This window comes from Streptomyces sp. DG1A-41, from assembly GCF_037055355.1.
Lineage (GTDB): Bacteria > Actinomycetota > Actinomycetes > Streptomycetales > Streptomycetaceae > Streptomyces.
The window spans coordinates 4,625,980-4,649,815 of sequence record NZ_CP146350.1 but is presented as its reverse complement, the minus strand read 5'-3'; the positions used below and the strand labels follow the sequence as shown (position 1 = coordinate 4,649,815).

The 23,836-nt window shown below is 69.9% G+C and carries 19 protein-coding genes and 1 pseudogene; 12 read left to right on the top strand and 8 right to left on the bottom strand.

Annotated elements, in window-relative coordinates; all coding sequences use genetic code 11:
* Positions 1–34 precede the first annotated feature (34 nt).
* Both V8690_RS21695 and V8690_RS21690 read left to right on the top strand, forming a co-directional pair.
* Positions 35–817, top strand: a pseudogene (locus V8690_RS21695) (alpha/beta hydrolase); the annotation flags it as partial.
* Between the two features lie 150 nt (positions 818–967).
* Positions 968–1,966 carry an endonuclease/exonuclease/phosphatase family protein gene (locus V8690_RS21690; protein WP_338785418.1) on the top strand — a complete coding sequence of 333 codons (999 nt, stop codon included), beginning with the start codon at positions 968–970 and terminating at the stop codon, positions 1,964–1,966.
* A gap of 62 nt (positions 1,967–2,028) precedes the next feature.
* Here V8690_RS21690 and V8690_RS21685 read toward each other — a convergent pair whose 3' ends face one another.
* Complete coding sequence (locus tag V8690_RS21685) at positions 2,029–4,107, bottom strand: PhoX family protein (protein ID WP_338781249.1); 2,079 nt, start codon at positions 4,105–4,107, stop codon at positions 2,029–2,031.
* 280 nt (positions 4,108–4,387) lie between these two features.
* On the opposite strand from V8690_RS21685, the gene V8690_RS21680 reads away from it, so the two are divergent.
* From V8690_RS21680 to V8690_RS21655, 6 genes are all read left to right on the top strand, one after another.
* Positions 4,388–6,289: a VWA domain-containing protein gene (locus V8690_RS21680; RefSeq protein ID WP_338781247.1), complete on the top strand. Its 1,902-nt coding sequence runs from the start codon at positions 4,388–4,390 to the stop codon at positions 6,287–6,289.
* A 121-nt stretch (positions 6,290–6,410) separates the two neighbouring features.
* Positions 6,411–8,027, top strand: a complete 1,617-nt coding sequence (gene metG / locus V8690_RS21675) for a methionine--tRNA ligase (protein ID WP_338781245.1) — start codon at positions 6,411–6,413, stop codon at positions 8,025–8,027.
* A gap of 127 nt (positions 8,028–8,154) precedes the next feature.
* On the top strand, positions 8,155–8,520 hold the full coding sequence (locus tag V8690_RS21670; protein ID WP_059417055.1) for a PH domain-containing protein: 366 nt from the start codon (positions 8,155–8,157) through the stop codon (positions 8,518–8,520).
* A 144-nt stretch (positions 8,521–8,664) separates the two neighbouring features.
* The gene (locus V8690_RS21665; protein ID WP_338781238.1) at positions 8,665–9,030 is read left to right on the top strand and encodes a hypothetical protein; all 366 of its coding nucleotides are present in this window, start codon (positions 8,665–8,667) and stop codon (positions 9,028–9,030) included.
* Between the two features lie 44 nt (positions 9,031–9,074).
* Positions 9,075–9,593 carry a hypothetical protein gene (locus V8690_RS21660; RefSeq protein WP_338781237.1) on the top strand — a complete coding sequence of 173 codons (519 nt, stop codon included), beginning with the start codon at positions 9,075–9,077 and terminating at the stop codon, positions 9,591–9,593.
* Between the two features lie 2 nt (positions 9,594–9,595).
* A complete protein-coding gene (locus tag V8690_RS21655) occupies positions 9,596–9,736 on the top strand; it encodes a hypothetical protein (protein ID WP_338781236.1) in 141 nt (46 codons plus the stop codon).
* Positions 9,737–9,801: 65 nt separating this feature from the next.
* Here V8690_RS21655 and V8690_RS21650 read toward each other — a convergent pair whose 3' ends face one another.
* From V8690_RS21650 to aspS, 3 genes are all read right to left on the bottom strand, one after another.
* Positions 9,802–11,145 (bottom strand): MFS transporter, encoded by a 1,344-nt coding sequence (locus V8690_RS21650; protein WP_338781234.1) that lies wholly within the window; start codon positions 11,143–11,145, stop codon positions 9,802–9,804.
* A gap of 161 nt (positions 11,146–11,306) precedes the next feature.
* Positions 11,307–12,305: an intradiol ring-cleavage dioxygenase gene (locus V8690_RS21645; protein ID WP_338781233.1), complete on the bottom strand. Its 999-nt coding sequence runs from the start codon at positions 12,303–12,305 to the stop codon at positions 11,307–11,309.
* A gap of 117 nt (positions 12,306–12,422) precedes the next feature.
* A complete protein-coding gene (aspS, locus tag V8690_RS21640; protein WP_338781232.1) occupies positions 12,423–14,186 on the bottom strand; it encodes an aspartate--tRNA ligase in 1,764 nt (587 codons plus the stop codon).
* 157 nt (positions 14,187–14,343) lie between these two features.
* On the opposite strand from aspS, the gene V8690_RS21635 reads away from it, so the two are divergent.
* Entirely contained in the window at positions 14,344–16,482 is a 2,139-nt protein-coding gene (locus V8690_RS21635; RefSeq protein WP_338781231.1) for a SpoIIE family protein phosphatase, read from the top strand.
* 4 nt (positions 16,483–16,486) lie between these two features.
* On the opposite strand, the gene V8690_RS21630 is transcribed toward V8690_RS21635, so the two are convergent.
* On the bottom strand, positions 16,487–17,575 hold the full coding sequence (locus V8690_RS21630; RefSeq protein WP_338781229.1) for an AI-2E family transporter: 1,089 nt from the start codon (positions 17,573–17,575) through the stop codon (positions 16,487–16,489).
* A gap of 248 nt (positions 17,576–17,823) precedes the next feature.
* Here V8690_RS21630 and V8690_RS21625 point away from each other — a divergent pair, with 248 nt between their 5' ends.
* Positions 17,824–18,615, top strand: coding sequence for a phytanoyl-CoA dioxygenase family protein (locus V8690_RS21625; protein WP_338781227.1), 792 nt, complete (start codon positions 17,824–17,826; stop codon positions 18,613–18,615).
* 27 nt (positions 18,616–18,642) lie between these two features.
* Here the strand turns inward: V8690_RS21625 and V8690_RS21620 are convergent, their stop codons facing one another.
* From V8690_RS21620 to V8690_RS21610, 3 genes are all read right to left on the bottom strand, one after another.
* The gene (locus V8690_RS21620; RefSeq protein WP_338781225.1) at positions 18,643–19,620 is read right to left on the bottom strand and encodes a pirin family protein; all 978 of its coding nucleotides are present in this window, start codon (positions 19,618–19,620) and stop codon (positions 18,643–18,645) included.
* A gap of 171 nt (positions 19,621–19,791) precedes the next feature.
* Positions 19,792–19,932 carry a hypothetical protein gene (locus V8690_RS21615; RefSeq protein ID WP_338781223.1) on the bottom strand — a complete coding sequence of 47 codons (141 nt, stop codon included), beginning with the start codon at positions 19,930–19,932 and terminating at the stop codon, positions 19,792–19,794.
* 459 nt (positions 19,933–20,391) lie between these two features.
* Positions 20,392–20,856 (bottom strand): SseB family protein, encoded by a 465-nt coding sequence (locus V8690_RS21610; RefSeq protein ID WP_020270440.1) that lies wholly within the window; start codon positions 20,854–20,856, stop codon positions 20,392–20,394.
* 122 nt (positions 20,857–20,978) lie between these two features.
* On the opposite strand from V8690_RS21610, the gene V8690_RS21605 reads away from it, so the two are divergent.
* Positions 20,979–21,803, top strand: a complete 825-nt coding sequence (locus V8690_RS21605; RefSeq protein ID WP_338781220.1) for an intradiol ring-cleavage dioxygenase — start codon at positions 20,979–20,981, stop codon at positions 21,801–21,803.
* A 134-nt stretch (positions 21,804–21,937) separates the two neighbouring features.
* On the top strand, positions 21,938–23,764 hold the full coding sequence (locus V8690_RS21600; RefSeq protein ID WP_338781218.1) for an acyl-CoA dehydrogenase: 1,827 nt from the start codon (positions 21,938–21,940) through the stop codon (positions 23,762–23,764).
* The last annotated feature ends 72 nt before the right edge of the window (positions 23,765–23,836 follow it).

The window sequence follows — 23,836 nt, the reverse complement described above, 5'->3', positions numbered from 1 at the left end:
GCACTGAGTAGTTGGAGCTGCCTAAGGTCGCCCCATGGCACCCTTCCTCGCATACGAGGACAAAGGCCCCGTAACCTCCCGGCAGCCCCTTGTCCCCCTGGTCCTCGTCCACGGCCACCCCTTCGACCGCACCATGTGGGCCCCGCAGCTCGCCACGTTCTCCGCGGCCCGCCGCGTCATCGCCCCCGACCTGCGCGGCTACGGCGCCTCCCCGACGACCCCGGCCCTCACGGACTTCTCGCAGTTCGCCCGGGACATCGAGGCCCTGCTCGACGAACTGAAGGTGGAGTCCTTCGTCCTCGCAGGCCTGTCCATGGGCGGCCAGATCGCGATGGACTGCTACCGGCAGTTCCCCGGCCGCGTCCGCGGCCTGGTCCTCGCGGACACCTTCCCCGCGGCCGAGACCCCGGAGGGCGTCCGCACCCGCGACGCCATGGCGGACCGCCTCCTGCGCGAGGGCATGCGCGGCTACGCCGACGAGGTCCTGGAGCGGATGGTCGCCCCGTACGCCCCCGCCGAGGTCAAGGCGCACGTCCACCGCATGATGACGGCCACCTCCCCCGAGGGCGCCGCCGCGGCCCTGCGCGCCCGCGCCCGGCGCCCCGACTACGCCGCCCTGCTGACCCGCGTGACCGTCCCGGCCCTGGTCGTCGTGGGAGCCGACGACACCTACACGCCCGTCTCCGACGCCCGGGCGATGCGCGCGGCCCTCCCGGACGCGGCCCTGCACGTGATCGAGGGCACGGCCCACATGCCGAACCTCGAACGCCCCGAGCAGTTCGACAAGGCACTGGGGGAATTCCTGGCCCGCGTCGACGCTGCCCGGCCCGGGAGCGCCGGCGGCAGCAACCTTCCGCCGCCCCGCCCCGTCTTTGAGGGAGGATTCGGGCCCGTCTCTGAGGGAGGATCAGGGCCCGTCTCTGAGGGAGGATTCGGGCATCCCACCCCGCGAACGGAAGGCCGGGTTTTGGACACCGCCGCTGCCGAGTGGACCGCCACCGACGGGCCGGAACACCGTCCGCCCGGACGGCGGCCCGGCGCTTGGTGCGCCGCCCTGCTGCTCGCCGCGGTCAGCGTGGTCGCCGGCTTCCGGACCGCGGACAGCGACGGCATCACGCCCGTCCCGCAGGTCCTCGCCTTCCTCCCCTGGCTGCTCGCCCCCACCGGCCTGGCGCTGCTGCTCGCCGTGCTGTCCCGGTGGTGGCTCGGGACGGTCTGGGGAGTGGTACTGCTCGGCCTGCTGGCCTGGTTCGTCGAGCCGTACGGCAAGGTCGGCGACCCCGCCGGCCGCCCGGTCGCCGACCTGCGCGTGCTGACCTCGAACGTCGAGTTCGGGCAGGGCACCGGGCCCCTGGTCGCCGCCGTCCGCCGCGAGAAACCGGACCTCGTCTTCGTACAGGAATGCGAATACGAGTGTGACGCGCGGCTGAAGGCCGACCTGTCCCAGGACTTCCCGCACCGCCGGGCCGTCGAGGGCGGCGGCTCCGAGGGCTCCGTCATCCTCAGCCGCTTCCCGCTGCGGCCCACCGACGGCGTCCCCGGCACCATGGGCATGCCCGGGGCGATCGCCGACGTCGACGGGCATCCCGTACGACTCCAGCTCGCCCACCCCATGCCCCCGCTGCCCGGCCAGGTGGCCCTCTGGAACAGGGAGCTGAACGCCCTGCGCGACGCGGCCACCACCGCCCCCGGCACTCCCCTGATCCTGGCCGGCGACTTCAACGCCTCCCAGGACCACGCCGCCTTCCGCCGCATCCTCGACACCGGCCTGAGCGACGCCGCCCGCCTGGACGACGCCGACCGCACGGCCACCTGGCCGGCCGTGACCGCCCCGACGTTCGGCACGCAGATCGACCACGTCCTGGTGTCGGAGGAGTTCGCGGCCGACCGCACGCGCGTCCTGGAGCTGGCGGACACGGACCACCGGGCGGTGGTGGCGGACTTGACGCTGCACGCACGTCGGTAGGAGCGAAAGGGGGACGCCGGACCGGCGCCCCCCATGAGTCACTCTCCTGAGTCGCTCTCCGCTCAGACGCCGATGTCGCAGCCGTCCGCACGCCACACGGCCACGACGGCCGGCCGGACGTACGTCCCGGGCCCGTCGGGCCAGGTGCTGGCCGGCTTCTCCACGGACGCGCCGTCGATCTCGCCCGGGTGCTGCACGGCGACGAGGACGCGCCGGTCCTGGATGATCGGACCGCAGGTCTCGGCACCCTTCGGAACGGTCAGGAACTGCTTCAGCTCACCGCGCCGCTCACCCCGGGTCGCCACGCCGAACAGGCCGTCGTGCGAGCCGAGCTGGGCGCCGTCGGTGGAGATCCACAGGTTGCCGTAGGGGTCGAAGGCGACGTTGTCCGGGCAGGAGATCGGGCTGACGCCGTCCTTCGGGAACCCGGCGAAGTAGGTCGCCGGGTCGTCCGGGTCACCGGCGACGAGGAACAGCGACCAGGCGAACCTGGTGCTCTCGGGCCGGTTCCAGCGCTCGGTGAGCTCCAGGACGTGCCCGTGCTTGTTGGCGTTGCGCGGATTGGCCTCGTCCGCCTTGGCGTTGGAGCCGACACCACGGTTGCTGTTGTTGGTCAGGGCGACATACACCTTGCCGGTCACCGGATTGGGCTCGATGTCCTCGGGCCGGTCCATCTTCGTCGCGCCCACCTTGTCACCGGCGAGCCGGGTGAAGACGAACACCTCGTCGGCGCTCATCCCGTCCACGTGCGAGACGGCACCGTCGGCGGTGGCGGTGGCCAGCGGAATCCACTCGCCGCTCCCGTCGAACTCACCGTCGTTCGGCAGCTTGCCCGTACCGTCGATCTCGATGGCGGGGGAGTCACCGGTGAGCTTGGCGACGTACAGCGTCCCCTCGTCGAGCAGGGAGAGGTTGTGCTCGCGCACGGCCCTGCTGCTGCCGTGCCGCATCCTCTTGCTGCCGACGAACTTGTAGAAGTAGTCGAACCGCTCGTCGTCACCCGAGTACACGACGGGCCGCCCGTCCTGCGTGAGCCGCACGGTGGCGGCCTCGTGCTTGAACCGCCCGAGGGCGGTGTGCTTGCGCGGCGTGGAGCTGGGGTCGTACGGATCGAACTCCACCACATATCCGAACCGATGCACCTCGTTCGGCTCCTGGGCCACGTCGAACCGCTTGTCGAACCGTTCCCACTTCCGCTCGCTGGCCCCGGTCCCGATGCCGTACCGCTTGTCGGTGGCCCGGCTGCTGTTGGCGAAGTACTGGTTGAAGTTCTCCTCGCCGTGCAGCGTCGTGCCCCACGGGGTGACACCGCCCGAGCAGTTGTTGAGGGTGCCGAGCACCTTGGTGCCGCTCGGGTCGGCGGAGGTCTTCACGAGGTCGGACCCGGCGACGGGCCCGGTGAGCCGGAACTCGGTGGTGGCGGTGACGCGCCGGTTGAGCTGATGCCGCGGAACGGCGGTGAGCTTCCCGGTCTTCCGGTCCCCCTCCACGACGACGGCGGACAGCCCGTGCGCGGCCCAGGCGATCTCGGCCTGCTCACGAGTGGGGTTGGCTGCGTCATACCCCCGGAACATGAGCACCTCATCGGTGTACTCATGGTTGGCGACGAGCAGCTGACGCCCCCGCTCCCCGGGCAGCGGAAGGAGCGCGAGGAAGTCACAGTTGTACCCGAACTGCCCGGCCTGCGCCTTGGCGGTCTGCTTCTCCGGGTCGAAGGCGGGCGCCCCGCGCAGGATGGGCTCGCCCCAGCGGATGACGACGTTCTGCCGGTACCCGTCCGGCACCGTCACGGCGTCGGTGGTGTTGGGCGCGACGGGCGCGAAGCGCAGGCCGCGCGCGCCCTTGTGTTTGCGCCGAGCGGCCTCGGTGGCGGCACCGGCCGGGGCGGCGTCGGCCTGCGGAGCCTGCGCGACCCCCACGGCCCCCGCTCCGGCGGCAGCCACGGTCACGACAGCCGCGGCCCGCATCATCGACCGCCGGCTGAGCGCACCGGCGATCACATCACCGACGTACTCGTTGGAGCTGGTGTTGGGCACCTCGTGGAAGCAGGCGTCACCACACCGGAAACGACAGGTCATGGCGGACCGGCCGCCAGGGTGCGAACCGGACGGCGTTCCGATCAACGGCAGCAGCTTTCGCACTTTGCTCTCTCCTTGGATGCCCATGGTGTCAGCGTGACCGTAGGGGCACATATGTGCGGCAGCCGGGCGCCAGGGTGAACAACGGGTGAACCTGCGGCGGCCTTACGGCAGTTACGGCGATTCAGCACGGCGACACCTTCGCAGGCCGGATGTCCCCCTTGACAGGGTGGGCCTCCCATCCTCGACCCTGCCCAAGATCACCCAGGAGGGCCGCTAACCTTACGTGTCCGTCCTGGCCAGGGATTGACGGGCTTCAACTCACGCGAAGGGTTGCGCGCACATGGGCATTCTCACTCTCTTGCGGAACGCGTTCGGACGGTCACGCAAGTCACGGACCGCCGAGGCGGAGGGTGCGGCGCAGACCACGACGACGCCCACGGGCGAAACGCCCTCCCAGGAATCACCGACCCCCCAGCCCCCCACCCCCGCCACGACGGACCCGAAGGTCCCGTCCCCCTCCCCGGAACCGCCCCCCGCCCCGACGTCCAACGTTCCGGAACCCCGCGACGAACACGACCTCGTGTCATTGATCTTCGACAACGTGACGGTACCCAGGCCGACGCGGTCGGCTGAGGGGGAGCCGGCGGGGGAGAAGACCGGGGAGAAGCCGGGGGGTGAGGAGCCGGCGGTCGCGGAGAAGCCGGCGGTCGCTGCGAAGCCGACGGCTGGGGAGGAGCCGACGGCCGTCGAGGAGCCGGTTGCTCAAGGGGAGTCGGCGGCTGTCGAGGAGCCGGTTGCTCAGGAGGAGCGGGCGGCTGTCGAGGAGCCGACGGCGGAGAAGCCGCAGGTTGTGGAGGAGCCGACGGTCGCGGAGAAGCCTGCGACGGTGGTCACGGAGGCAGAGGCGGAGGCCGAGCCGACGGTGGAGGAGCCTACGGAGGCGACTACGGCGGAGCAGCCGGTCACCGAGGAGCCGACAGCGTCGGAAGAGGCCGCGGCCGAGAAGCCGACCGCCGCCGAGGCCCCGGTGCCCGAGAAGCCCGAGTCATCGTCGACCCCCGAGCCCGCAGCACCGGAAAAGCCGGAGGACAAGGCCCAGGCCGAGCCCACAGCCGAGGCCGACACGCCGCCGCGCCCGTCGACCACCGACACGAAGCCGGAACCCGCCCCCGAGACGGCCTCCGACGACGAGCCGACGACCAAGGCAGGCCCGACGCCGGAGGCGGAGCCGACGACCGACGCCGTGGACGCTCCCGCAGCCGCCGACGGCGAGTCCGCCCCACAGGGGCCACCCGCACCCGACGACGAAAGCAGCACGGGCGGTGCGGGCGGGAACGACTCGGCCGAACCCGAAGGCGAGGCCGAACCGACGGCAGCCCTCAAGGCGACACAAGACGCCGAGGCCAAGCCGACGACCGAGACAGAGCCGACGACCGACGCCGTGGACGCTCCCGCAGCCGCCGACGGCGAGTCCGCCCCACAGGGGCCACCCGCACCCGCCGACGAAAGCAGCACGGGCGGTGCGGGCGGGAACGACACGGCCGAACCCGAAGGCGAGGCCGAACCGGACACCCCCACCCCCGCCGTCCCGCTCACCCGCATCAAGACCCGCGCCCCCAGCCTCACCACCGCCTACAAGGCCGCCACCACCACCCTCGAGCAGCACGACCTCACCGGCACCCGGGCCAAGGTCTACCTCGTCCTCGACCGCTCCGCCTCCATGCGCCCGTACTACAAGGACGGCTCCGCCCAGGCCCTCGCCGAACAAACCCTCGCCCTCGCCGCCCACCTCGACCCCGAGGCCACCGTCCCGGTCTTCTTCTTCTCCACCGAACTCGACGGCACCGGCGAGATCACCCTCACCGACCACGAGAACAAGATCGACGACCTGCACGCCGGCCTCGGCCGCATGGGCCGCACCAGCTACCACGCAGCCGTCGAAGCGGTCCTCGCCCACCACGGCAAGGAAGCGACCCCCGGCACCCGGGCCCTGGTGATCTTCCAGACGGACGGCGCCCCCGACGCCAAGACCCCCGCCACCCAGTCCCTCACCGAGGCCGCCAAGACCCACCCCACCGTCTTCTTCTCCTTCGTCGCCTTCGGCGACCCGGAGAACAAGGCCTTCGACTACCTCCGCAAGCTCAAGACCCCCAACACGTCCCACTTCCTCGCCGGCGAAACCCCCCGCGAGCTCACGGACAAGGAGCTCTACGAGGGCGTACTGGCGAACTGGCGCCCGTAGCACCCGCCCGCAGAACCCACCCGCAGACCCCCGGGGGGTGGACGTGGACAGAGCCCCTGTCCACGTCCACCTCCCGAAACGCGTGTGAGTCGATCTCCACGGGCCCAGTAGGATTTCGACCATGGCGGCCACTGGATCCGAGAAGCAGGGGGCGAAGGCGTACTACGTCTCGACCCCCATCTACTACGTAAACGACGCTCCTCACCTGGGCCACGCCTATACGACCGTCGCAGGCGACGTGCTCACCCGCTGGCACCGCCAGCGCGGCGAGAAGGTGTGGTACCTCACCGGCACGGACGAGCACGGTCAGAAGATCATGCGCACGGCCGAAGCCAACGGGGTCACCCCCCAGGCGTGGGCCGACAAGCTCGTCACCGAAGCGTGGAAGCCTCTCTGGGAGCACCTGGAGATCGCGAACGACGACTTCATCCGCACCACGCAGAAGCGGCACACGGACCGCGTCCAGGAGTTCGTCCAGGACCTGTACGACAAGGGCGAGATCTACAAGGGCGGCTACGAGGGCCCGTACTGCGTGGGCTGCGAGGAGTACAAGCTCCCGGGTGAGCTCCTCGACGGCGAGGGCGACTTCGCAGGTCAGAAGCTCTGCCCGATCCACAAGAAGCCCGTGGAGATCCTCAGCGAGGAGAACTACTTCTTCAAGCTGAGCGAGTACGGCGAAAAGCTCCTCGCCCACTACGAGGCGAACCCCGGCTTCATCCAGCCCGAGTCCGCGCGCAACGAGGTCGTGAACTTCGTACGCCAGGGCCTCCAGGACCTCTCCATCTCGCGCTCGACGTTCGACTGGGGCATCCCGATTCCCTGGGACGACAAGCACGTCATCTACGTGTGGGTCGACGCCCTGCTGAACTACGCCACGGCGGTCGGCTACAACGAGAACCAGGCCAAGTTCGAGGAGACCTTCCCGGCCGACGTCCACCTGGTCGGCAAGGACATCCTCCGCTTCCACGCGGTGATCTGGCCGGCGATGCTGATGGCGCAGGGCCTCCCGCTGCCCGGCAGGATCGCGGCCAACGGCTGGCTGATGGTCGGCGGCGAGAAGATGTCGAAGTCGAACCTGACCGGCATCAAGCCGCAGGACCTGACCTCGCACTTCGGCGTGGACGCGTACCGCTGGTACTTCCTGCGCGCGATCGCCTTCGGCCAGGACGGATCCTTCTCCTGGGAGGACTTCTCCGCCCGCTACACCAGCGAGCTGGCGAACGACTACGGCAACCTGGCGTCCCGCGTCGCGGCGATGGTCGGCAAGTACTTCGGCGGCACGCTGCCCGAGGCCACGGCGGCCGGCGAGGCGGAGAAGGCGATCCACGAAGGCCTGGCGAAGGCGGTCAGGGAGGCGGACCGCCGGATCGGCGAGGACCTGGACTTCCAGGGCGGCATCCTGGCGATCTTCGACTTCGTCAAGCAGGTCAACGGCTACATCACGGAGCAGGAGCCGTGGAAGGTGGCCAAGGACGCCTCCGACGAGGGCAAGGCCCGTCTGGCCACGATCCTCTACACGGCCGCGGAGTCCCTCCGCGCGGTAGCGGTCCTGCTCAACCCGGTCATGCCGGAGACCTCCCAGAAGCTCTGGGACTCGCTCGGCGCGGCGGCTTCCCTCGGTGCCCTCGCGGACCAGAGGATCGGCGAGGCCGGCGAGTGGGGCCGGCTCCCGGCCGGCACGACGGTCACCAAGGGCGCGGTCCTCTTCCCGCGCCTGGAGGAGAAGCCGACGGCGTAACAGGCGTAACGCGCTCGCTACAGCAGGGGGCCCGGGAGAACGAGAACCTTCTCCCGGGCCCCCTGCTTTGCGAAGATCGCGTGAGGAGAGCGGCCACCCGGCCGCCACCACACCCCGGGGGGTTCTCATGGCACTGTTCGGCAACGCACACACCGTCGACCCGGCCTCCGCCCAGCAGGACTACGCCCGCCTCCTCGGCCACGGCGAACAGGTCCACGCCGCGTTCCTCCTCATCCGCGACACCATCCTCTTCACCGACCGCCGCCTGATCCTGATCGACAAGCAGGGCATCACCGGCAAGAAGGTGGAATACCACTCGGTCCCCTACCGCAGCATCACCCACTTCGCGGTGGAAACGGCCGGCACCTTCGACCTGGACGCCGAACTGAAGATCTGGATCTCCGGCACCCCGACCCCCATCGAGAAGACCTTCACCAAGGGCGTCGACATCTACGAGGTCCAGGCGATCCTGACCCAGTTCGTGGCGCGGTAACGGCGATCCGCGGCCCGCCCCTGGCCGCACATGGTGATCATCCGTCACACTGGATGGACCAACGGGCCTTGGGTATACGCTCGCTGACAAGGGGTCAGACGGGTGGGGGCGATGGCGGAGTCGGGGGAAGCACGGCCGGATGCGGTGACCGTCCGGAACGAGTTCGCGCTGGAGCGCTACCGGTACGTCCTGCAGCAGATCCATGCCGTGAACGAGAACGCCCACCGCTTCCTCGCCATCTACCAGACGCTCGCCACCGCCCTCGTCAGCGCGGCACTCGCCCTGTTCGTCGGGTACCGCAAGTGGGACCTGGCGCCGGCCACCGCCCGTGGCGGAGTCATCGGCCTGCTGACACTGGCGACGGTGGTCGCCGCCTTCACCGGCACGCTGATCGTGGTGGGGGCCCTCGCCTGGCTCGACTACCGCAACGAGGAGTGCGACATCACCGACGAGGTCGTCGGCCCCGGCTTCCGCAAGCGCCCTCGCCCCGGCAACTTCCTGCGCTGGTAAGAGACGTACGTCCTGCTCTTCATTCTCGTATCGGTGATCGCCATGTGGCCCAGACCGCCCGGGCCCGCGGCAAGGAATCCAGCTGGTCGTACTACGTGGCATATCTGCGCGCGAAGTTCGGCCTTCCCGTCCTGCTCGTCGCGGTCTGCAAGAACCGGCCGACCGCATCCTGGGCGGCCGGCCCCTTCGAGTGCCGGGTCGGCACCTGGACAACCCAGAGCACCCGTCCTTTTGTGCTGGGCCCCGACAACGTTCCGGAGATCACCGACGAGTCCGTCGTGGCCCGGGAACCGGCCATGGCCACGTTCTCGGCCGTCGTGCATAGCGAAAGTGAAAACGCCGCCGCCATACTGGGCATGCCGGCTCGCGGAATGCGGTCGTTCGACAAGGCCACAGCGAAGTACTGGTGCGAATGGCTTGAGGTCGGGCTGGAGGACACTCCGGCCCGGGAGACATGGAGAGAGCTGGAGAAAATGGTCGCCACCTACTTCCCGGGCAGGGAACCCTCTTCGAGGAGGCGTACCTGGAGGGCAAGGCCGAAGGCAAGGCCGAGTCCATCTTGAGCGTGCTGGAGAAGCGCGGTATCCCCGTCCCCGAGGACACCCGTGACCGCATCATCTCCTGCACCGACCTCGACACCCTCGCCCTCTGGTTCGACCGCTCCCTGACCGCCACCACGGTGGAGGACCTGTTCGCCGAGGAGTGATCAACTCCTGCAGGCCAGTGCCCGCCCCCGCGAAGGAGCGGGCCCCAGCCCGAGTCGGCGCGCGCCTACTTCACAGCCGCCTTCCCCGTCACCCCCGCACGATCCCCCGCGCCCGCCCGCGGCCCCCGATTGGTGTGCCGTACGAACGCCACCCCGAGAACCGCCAGGATCGACGCCGCCGACAGCGTGTACAGCCCCCCGTTCGTACTCCCCGTCGTGTCCTGCAGGTACCCGAACAGCGTCGGCGACACGAACCCGCCCAGGTTTCCGATGGAGTTGACCAGGGCCAGCCCCGGCGCGGCGATCTTCAGGTCGAGGCCCGACTGGGCCATCGGCCAGAACAGGGTGGCCGCGCACTTGCCGCCGACCGCGGCGAGCGTGAGGGCGGCCAGGCCGAACCAGGGCGAACCGAGCGTGGCGAGGAAGGTGCCGGTGGCCGACAGGACCAGGGCGATCGCCAGGTAGGGGCGGCGGTCCGGGGCCCGGTCGGTGAAGTGGGCCATCGTGTACATCGCGATCACCGCGCAGATCCAGGGGATCGCCGACAGCAGCCCGATCTGGAAGGAGGACAGTCCGCCGATCTCCTCCACCAGACTCGGCAGCCAGAACGTGATCGCGTAGCCGGTGAGCGCCATCGCGAAGAAGACCGCGGTCAGGACGGCGACCTGGGGATGGAAGATCAGCTTCATCCGTGACACCGACGGCGCCCGGTCACGCGCCTCCTTGTCCCGCGCGACCGCCTCGCTCAGTGCGTCCTTCTCCTCCTGCGTCAGCCACTTCGCGTCCTGGATCCGGGAGACGAGGAAAAACCCGGCGATGAAGCCGACGAGGATCGAGAAGGCGCCCTCCAGGGCGAACATCCACCGCCAGCCCGCGATGCCGCCCGCGCCGTGCAGCTCCAGCAGGGCGCCGGTGATCGGGCCGGTGACGATGTACGCCGTGGCCGAGCCGCCCAGGAAGATCGCGCTGGCCCGGCCCCGGCTGGAGTCCGGCAGCCACTGGGTGAAGTAGAGGAGCACACCGGGGAAGAAGCCGGCCTCGGCGACACCGAGCAGGAAGCGCAGGGCGTAGAACATCCACACGTTGTGGATGAAGCACATCGCCACGATCACCGCACCCCAGGTGATCATGATCCGGGTCAGCCAGACCCGGGCGCCGAACCGCTCCAGGAGCATGTTGCTCGGCACCTCGAACAGGGCGTATCCGATGAAGAACAGGCCCGCGCCGAGCCCGTAGGCGGTGGCGCTCACCCCGACATCGGCCCGCAGTTCGTTCTGGACGAAGCCCACGTTCGTGCGGTCCATCTGGTTGACCAGCAGCATCAGGACCAGGATCGGCAGCATGCGGCGCAGGAACTTGCCGACCGCGCGCTGCTCCGCCTCGGGTATGGGTGTCGCGGTGTCTGACATCGTTGTCTCCCTCGCTGTGCACATACGTGAACAGCAGTCACGTACGCGTTCTCGAAGGGGACTTTATGGAGGCCCATCTTCCGGGTCAACGGATTGAGCAGAAGTACATGTATGTGAATGCGGGGCGGACGGCCATACACATCCACCCCGCACGCCATTCATCAGCCCGCGGACGCCGACGCCCCTGGCTGGACCGAGTCCTCCGTGCCGTCGTGCGTCGCCTCGGGGTCGACGCCCATGGTGAGGGTGGCGACGACGCCCTTGGCGATGGCGTTCTTCCTGTACTGGAGCTTCAGCAGCCCGCCCTCGGTGCCGTTGCCCGGGTAGATGGTGTCCTCGTCGAGAGTGGTGCGGGTCTTGGTGTTCGTGGAGTACGGCTCGACCTCGGCGGAGGCCAGCACGGACTCCTCGTCGAAGAAGAGCTGACCGGTGTGGCAGGTCGTACCGCCCTCGTAACCGGCGTCGGTCCACGTGCCGTTCACATGCACCTTGGTGTGGATGTGCACGCAGCGGCCCTGGTACCAGCCGGGGAAGACCGTACGGAACTCGACGAGTCCCCGCTTGTCCGTCCGCCAGGTGCCGCGCAGATAGCGCTCGTCGTCGGTGGGCTCCTGGTGTCCCCCACCGCCACCGCCACCGTCCGGGGGCGCGCCCGTGGGCGTGCCGGTCGGTGTACCCGAGGGTGCGCCGGTCGGTGTACCCGAGGGTGCGCCCGTCGGTGTACCCGAGGGCGGCGTGCCGCCCCCGCCGCCTCCACCGCTGCCCATCGCCTCGTACCCCGAGTACACACCCAGCGCGTTGCAGTGCCAGATGTCGACGGCGGCGTTCGCGAGGGGCTTGCAGGTCTCGGAGTCGATCACCTTGAGGCGCAGGGTGAGCGGGATGCCCTCCTGGTCCTCGGTGACGTCCCGGCGGAGCTTGTCCGCGTCGATGTAGTAGGGGCCCTCGGTGGTTTCGGAGGTCAGCTTGTAGCAGACCTCACCGGAGCCCCCGGCGGCCGTCCCCTTGGCGGCTCGCGTCTCCTCCCCGGCGAACGCGCCCGCCGCGAACGTACCGCCGACACCCGCCGCCACCACCGCTCCGGCGCCCGCGGCGACGACCTTACGACGTGTCAGATCTCGTTTGTGTTTGGGCCCTTGGGCCGCTTCCTGTCCCGTCATGGGAAAGGAAGCTAGGGAGCCCGCCTGTCAGGAGCCTGGGTGAGAGCTGGGTAAGAGCCCTGGGTGCGAAAGTGGCTCGGAACCGACGCCGGTTCCGAGCCGCTCCCTACAGGTCGCCTACTTCGGCTGCGGCTTGCGCACCGACAGGTGCAGCTCCTTCAGCCGCGCCTCCTCCAGCTCCGTCGGCGCGCCCATCATCAGGTCCTGGGCGTTGCCGTTGAGCGGGAAGGCGATGGTCTCGCGGATGTTGGGCTCGTCGGCGAGCAGCATCACGATGCGGTCGACGCCCGGGGCGATGCCACCGTGCGGCGGGGCACCGAAGCGGAAGGCGCGCAGCATGCCGGCGAACTTCTCCTCGACGGTCTCGCGGTCGTACCCGGCGATCTCGAAGGCCTTGAGCATGATTTCCGGCTCGTGGTTCCGGATCGCGCCGGAGGACAGCTCGACGCCGTTGCAGACGATGTCGTACTGCCAGCCGAGGATGTCCAGCGGGTCCTGGGTCTCCAAGGCCTCCAGGCCGCCCTGCGGCATGGAGAAGGGGTTGTGCGAGAAGTCGATCGCGCCGGTCTCCTCGTCCTTCTCGTACATCGGGAAGTCGACGATCCAGCAGAAGCGGAAGACGTTCTCCTCGAAGTGCCCGGCACGCTTGGCGGCTTCCACCCGCACCGCGCCCATGATCTTGGAGACCTCGTCGAACTCGCCCGCGCCGAAGAACACGGCGTGGCCGGCCGCCAGCGACAGGCGCTTGGTCAGCTCGGCGACGTTCTCCTCGGTGAGGAACTTCGCGATCGGGCCGGAGAGGGAGCCGTCCTCGGCGACACGGACCCAGGCCAGGCCCTTGGCGCCCTGCGAGACGGCGTAGTCGCCGAGCTGGTCGAAGAACTTGCGGGGCTGCGCGGAGACGTCCGGCACCGGCAGGGCACGGACGTGCTTGCCGGCGAACGCCTTGAACTCCGAGCCCTCGAAGATGTCGGTGATGTCGACGAGTTCGAGCTGGGCGCGCAGGTCGGGCTTGTCGGAGCCGTACTTCAGCATCGCCTCGCGGAACGGGATGCGCGGGAACGGCGAGGTGACGTGGCGGCCGCCGCCGAACTCCTCGAACAGCTCCGTCATCAGCTTCTCGACGGGCTGGAAGACGTCCTCCTGCTCGACGAAGCTCATCTCGATGTCGAGCTGGTAGAACTCGCCCGGCGAGCGGTCCGCACGCGCGTCCTCGTCACGGAAGCAGGGCGCGATCTGGAAGTAGCGGTCGAAGCCGGAGATCATCAGCAGCTGCTTGAACTGCTGGGGCGCCTGCGGGAGGGCGTAGAACTTGCCCGGGTGCAGGCGGGACGGGACGACGAAGTCGCGGGCGCCCTCGGGGGAGGTCGCGGACAGGATCGGCGTCGCCATCTCGTTGAAGCCGAGGGCCGTCATCTTGTGGCGGATGGCCGAGATGACCGCCGTGCGGAGCATGATGTTGCGGTGCATGCGCTCGCGGCGCAGGTCGAGGAAGCGGTACTCCAGGCGCCGCTCCTCGTTGACCCCGTCCTCGGTGTTGATCGTGAACGGCAGCGGGGCGGCGGCACCGAGCAGTTCGACCTCGCCGACCTCGACCTCGACCTCACCGGTCGGCAGGTCGGGGTTGATGTTCTCGGCGCCTCGGGAGACGACCTTGCCGTCGACGCGGACGGTCGACTCCTTGGAGAGCTTGTCGAGGGCCTCGTAGGCGGGGGTGCCGGGACGGGCCACGAGCTGCGTGATGCCGTAGTGGTCGCGCAGATCGATGAAGAGGATGCCGCCCAGGTCGCGCCGATTGTGCAGCCAGCCACTCAGCCGGACGTCGGTGCCGACGTCAGAGGAGCGGAGCTCGCCGCAGGTGTGGGACCTGTACCGATGCATCGTCGTTCATCCAGTCTTCGCTGATCGGGGTCTGTGTTTCACGTGAAACTGGTCCCCAGCGTACCGGGCAGGCGAAGATCGGCTCTCCTCTGTTAACGATCGAGCACACTTCCCTCTTCACTGGCAGTGTTCGATCACTTCTTCTTAAAGTAGGTCAATGCGCACTGGCGAGCCCCTGCCCGCCGTGGGGGAGGCTCTCGCAGCCCTCGCGACCGGCCTGTGGCACTGGGACACCGCCACCGGGCTGGTCACGGTCGACGCCGAGGCGGCACGGTTGCTCGGGCTGCCCGCCGAGCAGGTCAGCCTTACGGAGGCCCAGGCCCGGGCCCGGCTGCACCCGGTCGACTGGAACGAGATCACCGGCGTGATCCAGCTCGCCGTCGCCGAGGGCACCCTCGCCGAGGTACGGATCCGGATCATGGACGATCAGGGCCGCATCGTCCGGATCGTCCGCAGCCGTTCCAAGCCGTCCTTCGACCGGGCCCGCAAGGCGTACCGGCTGATCGGCACTCTCCAGGAGGTCACCGAGCCGACGCCGGGCACCCCGGCCGGGCGCAGCGCGGTCACCGGCGACTGGCGGCGCTCCCGGGAGGCGTTCCTGCTGGACGCGGGCCGGGCGCTGGCCGAGGCGCGCTCCACGCAGGAGGTCCTGCGGGTCACGGCCAACCTGTCGATGCCCGGGTTCTCGCCGGACGGGCTGGCGGTGTTCGGTGTGGAGGGCGACCGACTGACGATCATCGGGCACCACGGGCAGCAGCAGGGCGACGACAGCCCGTTCTCCGACATGCCGCTGGACACCGACTACCCGGCCGCCGAGGTGGTGCGGACCGGCCGGGCGGTGTACCTGTCCTCCCCCGAGCAGTACAAGGCCCGCTACCCGCTGACCTGGCCGCTCGCCGAGCGCTTCGGCCGCCGGTCCTGGGCGTTCCTGCCGTTGACCGTGGCCGGCCGCACGATGGGCGCGTGGATGGCGGCCTTCACCTACCCGGTCGCGTTCACCCCGGACGAGCGGTCCGTGCTGGCCACGGTGGCGCGGATGCTGGCGCAGGCGCTGACCCGGGCGGGCGTGGCCGAGAGCGAGCGGGCGCTGACCGACGGGCTCCAGCGCACGATGCTGCCGAGGCTCGGCCCGCAGCGCATTCCGGGCATGAGCGTCGCCGCCCGCTATGTCCCCACCGGCGGCGGCCTCCAGGTCGGCGGCGACTGGTACGACGTGATCCCGCTGCCCAGCGGACGGTTCGCACTGGTCATCGGTGACGTCCAGGGCCATGACGTACGGGCGGCGGGCCTGATGGGCCAGCTCCGCATCGCCCTGCGCGCCTACGCCTCGGAGGGCCACCGCCCCGACGCCGTCCTCTCCCGGGCCTCCCGCTTCCTGCACGGCATCAGCGACGAGGACCCGACCGACCCGCGCTTCGCGACCTGTGTGTACGTCGAGGTCGATCCGGCGACCGGCGTGCTGGACATCGCCCGGGCCGGGCATCCGGACCCGGCGATCCGGATGGCCGACGGCACGGTGCTGACGCGTCCGACGTCGGGCGGCCTGCCGCTGGGCATCGACCCGGACGCCGACTACCCCACGACCCGGCTCGCCCTGGAGCCCGGCGAGACGATGCTGACCTGCACGGACGGCCTGATCGAGACCGGCGGCCACGACCTCGACTCCGGCTGGCGGCGGCTGCGCGCGATCCTGGAGGACCACAAGGGCGATCTCGAGGAACTCGCCGACACCCTGGTGCAGGCCGTGCACGGGCCGTCGTCGCACCACACCACCGGCCCGCTGATCGACCGCCGGGAGGACGACATCGCGCTGCTGCTGCTGTGCCGGGAAGGTGAGGGCTGCGGCTGCGGCGACACCATGATCGTGAGGGCTCCCGTGCGGCGCACGGTACTGACGGTCGCGCAGGCCGAGCCCGAGCGGGTCGCGGCGGCCAGGCAGCAACTGCGCGAGCTGCTGCACGACTGGTCCTCGACCGACCAGGTCGACTCGGCGGTGCTGCTGCTGTCCGAGCTGCTGACGAACGTCCTCGTGCACACCGACTCCGACGCGCTGCTCGTCGCCGAGATCACCGGCGGCGTGGGTGAGCGGCGGCTGCGCATCGAGGTCACCGACGCCGGCGACGACCTGCCGCACAAGCGCAGCCCCGGGGAGCTGGCGTCCTCCGGCCGCGGCCTGGTGCTGATGGAACTGCTCGCGCACGCCTGGGGGGTGGACCCGCGCGGCGAGGGCAAGAGCATCTGGTTCGAGCTCTACGAGTCCGTGGACGGCTCGGGCGACGGGTCGTGGCAGCCGTAGCGGTTCACGTCTTCCCGGACGCCGACGGCTCCTGGCTCTCGTAGCGGGCGCGGAGTTCCTGGAGGACGCCGAAGGCGGCCGCGGTGAGCGGCACGGCGAGCAGCATCCCGAGGACACCGGCCACCGACGCCCCGGCCGTGATCGCCACCATCACCACCGCCGGGTGCATCTGCACGGTCCGGCTCTGGATCACCGGCTGGAGCACGTGCCCTTCCAGCACCTGCACCGCGAGCACCACCCCGAGCACCCACAGCGCGATGACGAACCCCCGGTCGGCGAGCGCGACCAGCACGGCCACGGCTCCCGAGATGAAGGCGCCGAGGTAGGGGATGTAGGCCCCGACGAAGACCAGCGCTCCCAGCCCGGCCGCTCCGGGTACGTCGAGGACGAGCAGTCCGACGGTGATGCAGAGCGCGTCGATGAGCGCGATGAAGGTGGTGCCGCGCATGAAGCCCTCGACGGCTTGGAAGGCCCGCCGTGCCATGGCCTCCAGGGTGTCGGCCGAGCCGCGCGGGGACAGGGTCCTCAGCGTCCCGGCGGCCTTGTCGGAGTCGCGCAGGAAGAAGAAGACGAGCAGCAGCGCGAGCACGGCCATGGCGATGGTCTCGCCGACCACGCTGACCCCGCTGATCACGCCGGAGGCGGCCGAGCCGCCGAACTTGCCCAGGAGTTCCCGGGCGTTGGAGGCCAGGTCCTCCAGCGAGGTCCCGGCCGCCCCGAAGTGCTCGGAGATGCCCCGCGCGGCGTCCCTGAGCGAGTCGACGATCTCGTCGCCGGTGTCGATGAGCGCGGCGGCCACGATGTACACGGCCCCGCCGACCACGGCCACGACGGCCACACAGGTGAGCCCGGCCGCGACCGACCGCTGCACCCCGGCCTTCACCAGCCGCCGGTGCAGGGGCCCGAGCAGGGCCGTCCCGAGCAGCGCGAGCAGCACGGGCACGACGGCGGTCCGGAACTCGTCGCACAGCCGGATCCCGACGTAGACGACTCCGGACACGAGCAGGAGGAGCGCGCACCAGGCGGCGAGACGCCGGAGGGGGTCCGGGAGGAGCGGCCTGGAGCCGGCAGCGGTCGGTTCGGAGTCCTGCACGCCTCCACCCGACCACGCCCGGGGGCGGGCCGTCCCGCGGAAAGGCCCGCTCGGGTGACGGGACGTCAGTGCCACCGGCACCGTCGCCGCTTCAGGTGCGCGCCCGCGACACAGACTGCGGCCCTCGTCCGCCGGGGCTGCCGAGATCGCAGGTCTCAGAGGGGCAAGACGGGGCTCGATGAACACCCGACAAAGGCGGAGCGGAAAATGTCGGGTGATCGGGGCCGGTGCCGCCGCACGATGAGGGCATGGACGACACGACCTTGGTATCCCGCTTCCTCCGCGACGGCTTCGTGAAGTTGGAGGGAGCCGTCGCGCCGCGCGTGGCCGCGGACTGCGCGCGGATGCTGTGGCGGGAGACCGGCTGTGACCCGGAAGATCCAGCGACGTGGACGCAGCCCGTGCACTGGGTGGCCGGCATGGCGCAGGGACCGTTCGCCGCCGCACCCAACTCCCCGTTGCTGCACCGCGCGTACGACCTGCTCGTCGGCGCGGGACGCTGGGAGCCGCGCTACTCGCTGGGCACGTTCCCGCTGCGCTTCCCGCACGAGGAGGAGCCCGACGACGCGGGCTGGCACATCGAGGGGAGCTATCTGCCGGAGGGCGAGAGCTGGTACTTCACCAATCTGCGCTCCCGGGGCCGGGCGTTGCTGATGCTGTTCCTGTTCAGCGAGGTCGGTGAGGAGGACGCCCCGACCCGGATCCGGGTCGGCTCACACCTCGACGTGCCGAAGGTGCTGGAGAAGTACGGGGAGGACGGGGCGAGCGGGCTGGCCCTTGCGCCCGACCTGGTGGCGGCGTCCGGCCACCGGCCGATCGCCCTCGCCACCGGGTCCCCGGGCGACGTCTTCCTGTGCCATCCGTTCCTGGTGCACGCGGCGCAACCGCACCACGGGGTGCGACCGCGCTTCATGGCCCAGCCGCCGTTGATGCCGGCCGCGCCGTACGACCTGGAGCGGGCCGACGGCGCGTACTCACCCGTGGAGATCGCGATCCGGCGGGGCCTGGGACTGGGCACCCCGGACACCGACCCTCGCTAGGAACGGGCACCCCGGACGACGCCGGTGTCAGTCCTGCGGGCCGCTCGCGGTCATCCCGTGCACCGCCGGGACCGTCCCCAGCCGGCCCTTCTGGAAGTCCTCGAAGGCCTGCATGAGTTCTTCCTTGGTGTTCATCACGAACGGGCCGTAGTGGGCCATGGGCTCGCGGATCGGCTGCCCGCCGAGCAGGACGACCTCCAGGTCCGGAGTGCGCGAGTCCTGCTTCTCGTCCGCGCGGACGGTCAGCGAGGATCCGGCGCCGAAGACGGCGGTCTGGCCCATGTGGACCGGCCGGCGCTCGGTGCCGACGCTGCCGCGCCCGGCCAGGACGTACGCCAGGCCGTTGAAGTCCTCGCGCCATGGCAGGGTGAACTCGGCACCCGGTGCCAGCGTTGCGTGGATCATCGTGATCGGCGTGTGCGTGATGCCGGGGCCCTGGTGCCCGTCCAGCTCACCGGCGATGACGCGCAGCAGCGCGCCGCCGTCGGGAGTGCTGAGCAGCTGGACCGAGCCGCCGCGGATGTCCTGGTAGCGCGGGGCCATCATCTTGTCCTTGGCCGGGAGGTTCACCCACAGCTGGAGGCCGTGGAAGAGCCCGCCGGACATGACGAGATGCTCCGGTGGCGCCTCGATGTGCAGCAGTCCCGAGCCCGCGGTCATCCACTGGGTGTCCCCGTTGGTGATGGTGCCGCCACCGCCGTTGGAGTCCTGGTGGTCGAAGATCCCGTCGATGATGTACGTGACGGTCTCGAAGCCGCGGTGGGGGTGCCAGGGAGTGCCCTTGGGCTCGCCCGGCGCGTACTCCACCTCGCCCATCTGGTCCATCATGATGAACGGGTCGAGGTGGCGGTAGTTGATCCCGGCGAACGCCCGGCGCACCGGGAAGCCCTCGCCCTCGAAACCGCTCGGGGCGGTCGTGACGGCGAGCACGGGACGTGCGACGGCGTCGGTCGGCGCGGTCACGCGGGGCAGCGTCAACGGGTTCTCGGCGGTCACAGCAGGCATGTCGGTTCCTCCTCGGGTACGTCCACTTTAGTTGAGCATTGAACTTCCTGCCACCCAAACAGAGAAAACCGGGAGGGCATTCCCGGGCGACGGCGCAGCGAACCACGGGACACCGGCACGGCGAGAGGCCGGCACCCCCGCGATCGGGAGGCCGGCCTTCGCACGTCCGCGTCAGGCGTCCGCGTCAGGCGACCAGCTCGGCTCCTCGCTCCCGGCCCGGGCGGGCTCGGCCTTGCGGTCCCGCATCACCGGCACGGCGACGACGGCCGCGGCCAGGACACCGATCGCGCTGATCGTGAAGATCGTCGGCATCGAGGCGGTGAAGGCCTCCCGGGCCGCCCGCACCGACCCGCGTCGCCGCCCGCGACCGCCAGGGCCCCGCCGATGGACTCCCCGGCCCGCCCGGGGCGCCGACCGGACAGACGACGGCGCTGCTGCAACCCTGGCTGACCCTGGTCCTGGGCCAGTCGGTGCTCGCCTACCTCGGGCCCGACCACACGACCTTGCCCGAGCACCTCGCGGACCTGTTCACTGCGGCGGGGTGTGAACAGGTGCGATCGATGAAACTTGAGCCTGTTCTGGCGCGAACGGGTGAGCGTGCCAGCAGTGGCAGGCGGTCTCCCCACAGGCAGTTTCTCCGCCCAGCCGTCGGCCTCGCCCGGCTCCGCGACGACAAGTTCGCGTACGGCCTGGACGCCGTCCCGGACGGCCTGGCGCTACGCCTGCCGAAGTCGAAGCAGGGTCAGCCGCGGCCAGCACACGCAGTGGCGTCTAGCCGTACATCCGGCGCATCGCGAACTCGACCATCTGTTCCACGGCCTTCGCGTCGAACACCATGCGGTGCTCGCCCTCCATGTCCAGCACGAAGCCGTATCCGGTCGGCAGCAGGTCCAGGACCTCGGCGCCGGTGATCACGAAGTACTTGGACTCCTTGCCCGCGTACCGGCGCAGCTCCTTGAGCGTGCTGAACATCGGGATCACCGGCTGCTGGGTGTTGTGCAGGGCGAGGAAGCCGGGGTTGTCACCGCGTGGGCAGTAGACCTTCGACGTCGCGAAGACCTGCTGGAAGTCCTCGGCGGTCATCTGCCCGGTCGTGAACGCGCGCACCGCGTCCGTCAGGGAGGGCGGGGACGGCTCGGGGTACAGCGGCGGCTGCTGTCCGTATCCGCCGGACATCGGCTGCTGCGGAGGGGCGTACTGCCCTTGCGGGCCCGCTGTCTGGTCGTAGCCGTACATGAGCGCAAGAGTACCGAGAGCGGCCGGGCGATCGGGCCGGTACGGCGGGGCCGGCAAACCGACAGCTACTTGACAGCGCCGGCTCTGTGGATCGCCGCGCCCGACGCTCGTAGCGTCGAGCCATGAACGGACGCCATGACGAGGGCCCGCACGAGCACGACAGGGGCCTCTCCCACGATCTCCCCGTCCTCGCCCGCCGCCGGATGATCCGGCTGATGGCGGGCGCGAGCCTCATCCCGCTGGTGGGCTGCACGACGGAGGAGGAGAAGACCACGGCGTCCTCCTCCTCTTCCTCCCCTTCCTCCTCGTCCGCCGGGTGCGCGGAGATCCCCGAGGAGACGGCCGGGCCCTTCCCCGGAGACGGCTCCAACGGCGTGAACGTCCTGAAGGAGAGCGGCGTCGTCCGCAGCGACATCACCAAGAGCTTCGGCGACTCCGCGGGCGGCACCGCCGAGGGCGTCCCCCTGACGATCACGCTGACGGTGGTGGACGCGTCCTCCGGCTGCGGCACCCCGAAGCAGGGTGCCGCCGTCTACGTGTGGCACTGCGACCGGGACGGCGCCTACTCCCTGTACTCCGAGGGCGTCACCGAGGAGAACTACCTGCGGGGCGTCCAGGAGACGGACGAGAAGGGCCAGGTCACGTTCACGAGCGTCTTCCCCGGCTGCTACCCGGGCCGCTGGCCGCACATCCACTTCGAGGTCTACGGCAGCCTGGCCGACGCCACCGCGGCCACGTCGATCACGAACACCTCGCAGCTCGCCTTCCCGAAGGAGGTCTGCGACGCGGTGTACGCCACGGACGGCTACGGCGAGAGCGTGCGGAACCTGAGCGGCCTCTCCCTGGAGGACGACGGCGTCTTCGGCGACGGCCACGAGCGGCAGCTGGCGACGATGACGGGCAGTGCGGGCGACGGCTACACCGCGGCCTTGACCGTTCCGGTGTGACCTGTCACAGATGACCGGATGGGGTTGCGTCTTATTACTGACGGGTAGCATCATCGTAGCTACTTGTTGGTACGTGAACTAGCGCGAGGAGCCAGTGCCTCGCCGATCTCTCTAGGGAGCCGGGAGCCGTCACCATGGGGCACTACAAGTCGAATCTCCGCGACATCGAGTTCAACCTCTTCGAAGTACTCGGGCGCGACAAGGTGTACGGCACCGGCCCGTTCGAGGAGATGGACGTCGAGACCGCGAAGAGCATCCTGGAGGAGCTGACCCGCCTCTCGGAGAACGAGCTGGCCGAGTCCTTCATCGACGCCGACCGCAACCCGCCGGTCTTCGACCCGGAGACCAACACCGCGCCGGTCCCGGCCTCCTTCAAGAAGAGCTACCAGGCCTTCATGGACTCCGAGTACTGGCGCCTCGGCCTGCCCGAGGAGATCGGCGGCACCACCTCGCCCCGCTCCCTGATCTGGGCTTACGCCGAGCTGATCCTGGGCGCCAACCCGGCCGTGTGGATGTACTCCTCGGGCCCCGCCTTCGCCGGCATCCTCTTCGAGGAGGGCAACGAGGTCCAGAAGCACATAGCCCAGATCGCCGTGGAGAAGCAGTGGGGCTCCACGATGGTGCTCACCGAGCCCGACGCGGGCTCCGACGTGGGCGCCGGCCGCACCAAGGCCGTGCAGCAGGAGGACGGCTCCTGGCACATCGAGGGCGTGAAGCGCTTCATCACCTCCGGTGAGCACGACATGTCGGAGAACATCCTCCACTACGTGCTGGCCCGCCCCGAGGGCGCCGGCCCCGGCACCAAGGGCCTGTCCCTCTTCCTCGTCCCGAAGTACCTCTTCGACTTCGAGACCGGCGAGCTGGGCGAGCGCAACGGCGTCTACGCCACGAACGTCGAGCACAAGATGGGCCTGAAGGCCTCCAACACCTGCGAGATGACCTTCGGCGACCAGCACCCCGCCAAGGGCTGGCTGATCGGCGACAAGCACGACGGCATCCGCCAGATGTTCCGCATCATCGAGTTCGCCCGCATGATGGTCGGCACGAAGGCGATCTCCACGCTGTCCACGGGCTACCTGAACGCGCTGGAGTACGCCAAGGAGCGCGTCCAGGGTCCGGACCTCGCCAACTTCATGGACAAGACCGCGCCCAAGGTCACCATCACGCACCACCCGGACGTGCGCCGCTCGCTGATGACGCAGAAGGCGTACGCGGAGGGCATGCGCGCCCTGGTGATGTACACCGCCTCGATCCAGGACGCGATCCAGATCAAGGAGGCCGCCGGCGAGGACGCCGCCACCGAGCACGCGCTGAACGACCTGCTCCTGCCCATCGTCAAGGGCTACGGCTCCGAGAAGGGCTACGAGCTGCTCGCCCAGTCGCTCCAGACGTTCGGCGGCTCCGGCTTCCTCCAGGAGTACCCGATCGAGCAGTACATCCGGGACTCCAAGATCGACACCCTCTACGAGGGCACCACGGCCATCCAGGGCCAGGACTTCTTCTTCCGGAAGATCGTCCGCAACCAGGGCGCCGCGCTGAACTCCCTCGCCGAGGACATCAAGAAGTTCCTGGCCCTCGGCACGGGCGGCGAGGAGCTGGCCGGGGCCCGCGAGCACCTCGCCAAGGCCGCGGTCGAGCTGGAGGCCATCGTCGGCCTGATGCTCACCGACCTCGCGGCCACCGAGCAGGACGTCAAGAACATCTACAAGGTCGGGCTCAACACCACCCGCCTGCTGATGGCCTCCGGTGACGTCGTCGTCGGCTACCTGCTGCTCAAGGGCGCCGCCGTCGCCGCCGAGAAGCTGGAGACCGCCTCCGCCAAGGACAAGGTCTTCTACACCGGCAAGATCGCCGCGGCGAAGTTCTTCGCCGCCAACGTCCTGCCTGGCGTCACCCTGGCCCGCAAGGTCGCCGAGGGCGTCGAGCTGGACCTGATGGAGCTGGACGAGGCCGCGTTCTAGTCCCACCGAGTCCTCTGTTCGAGGGCCTGTTCCCTTCCCGGGGAACGGGCCCTCGTCCGTCGTTAAGGTTGA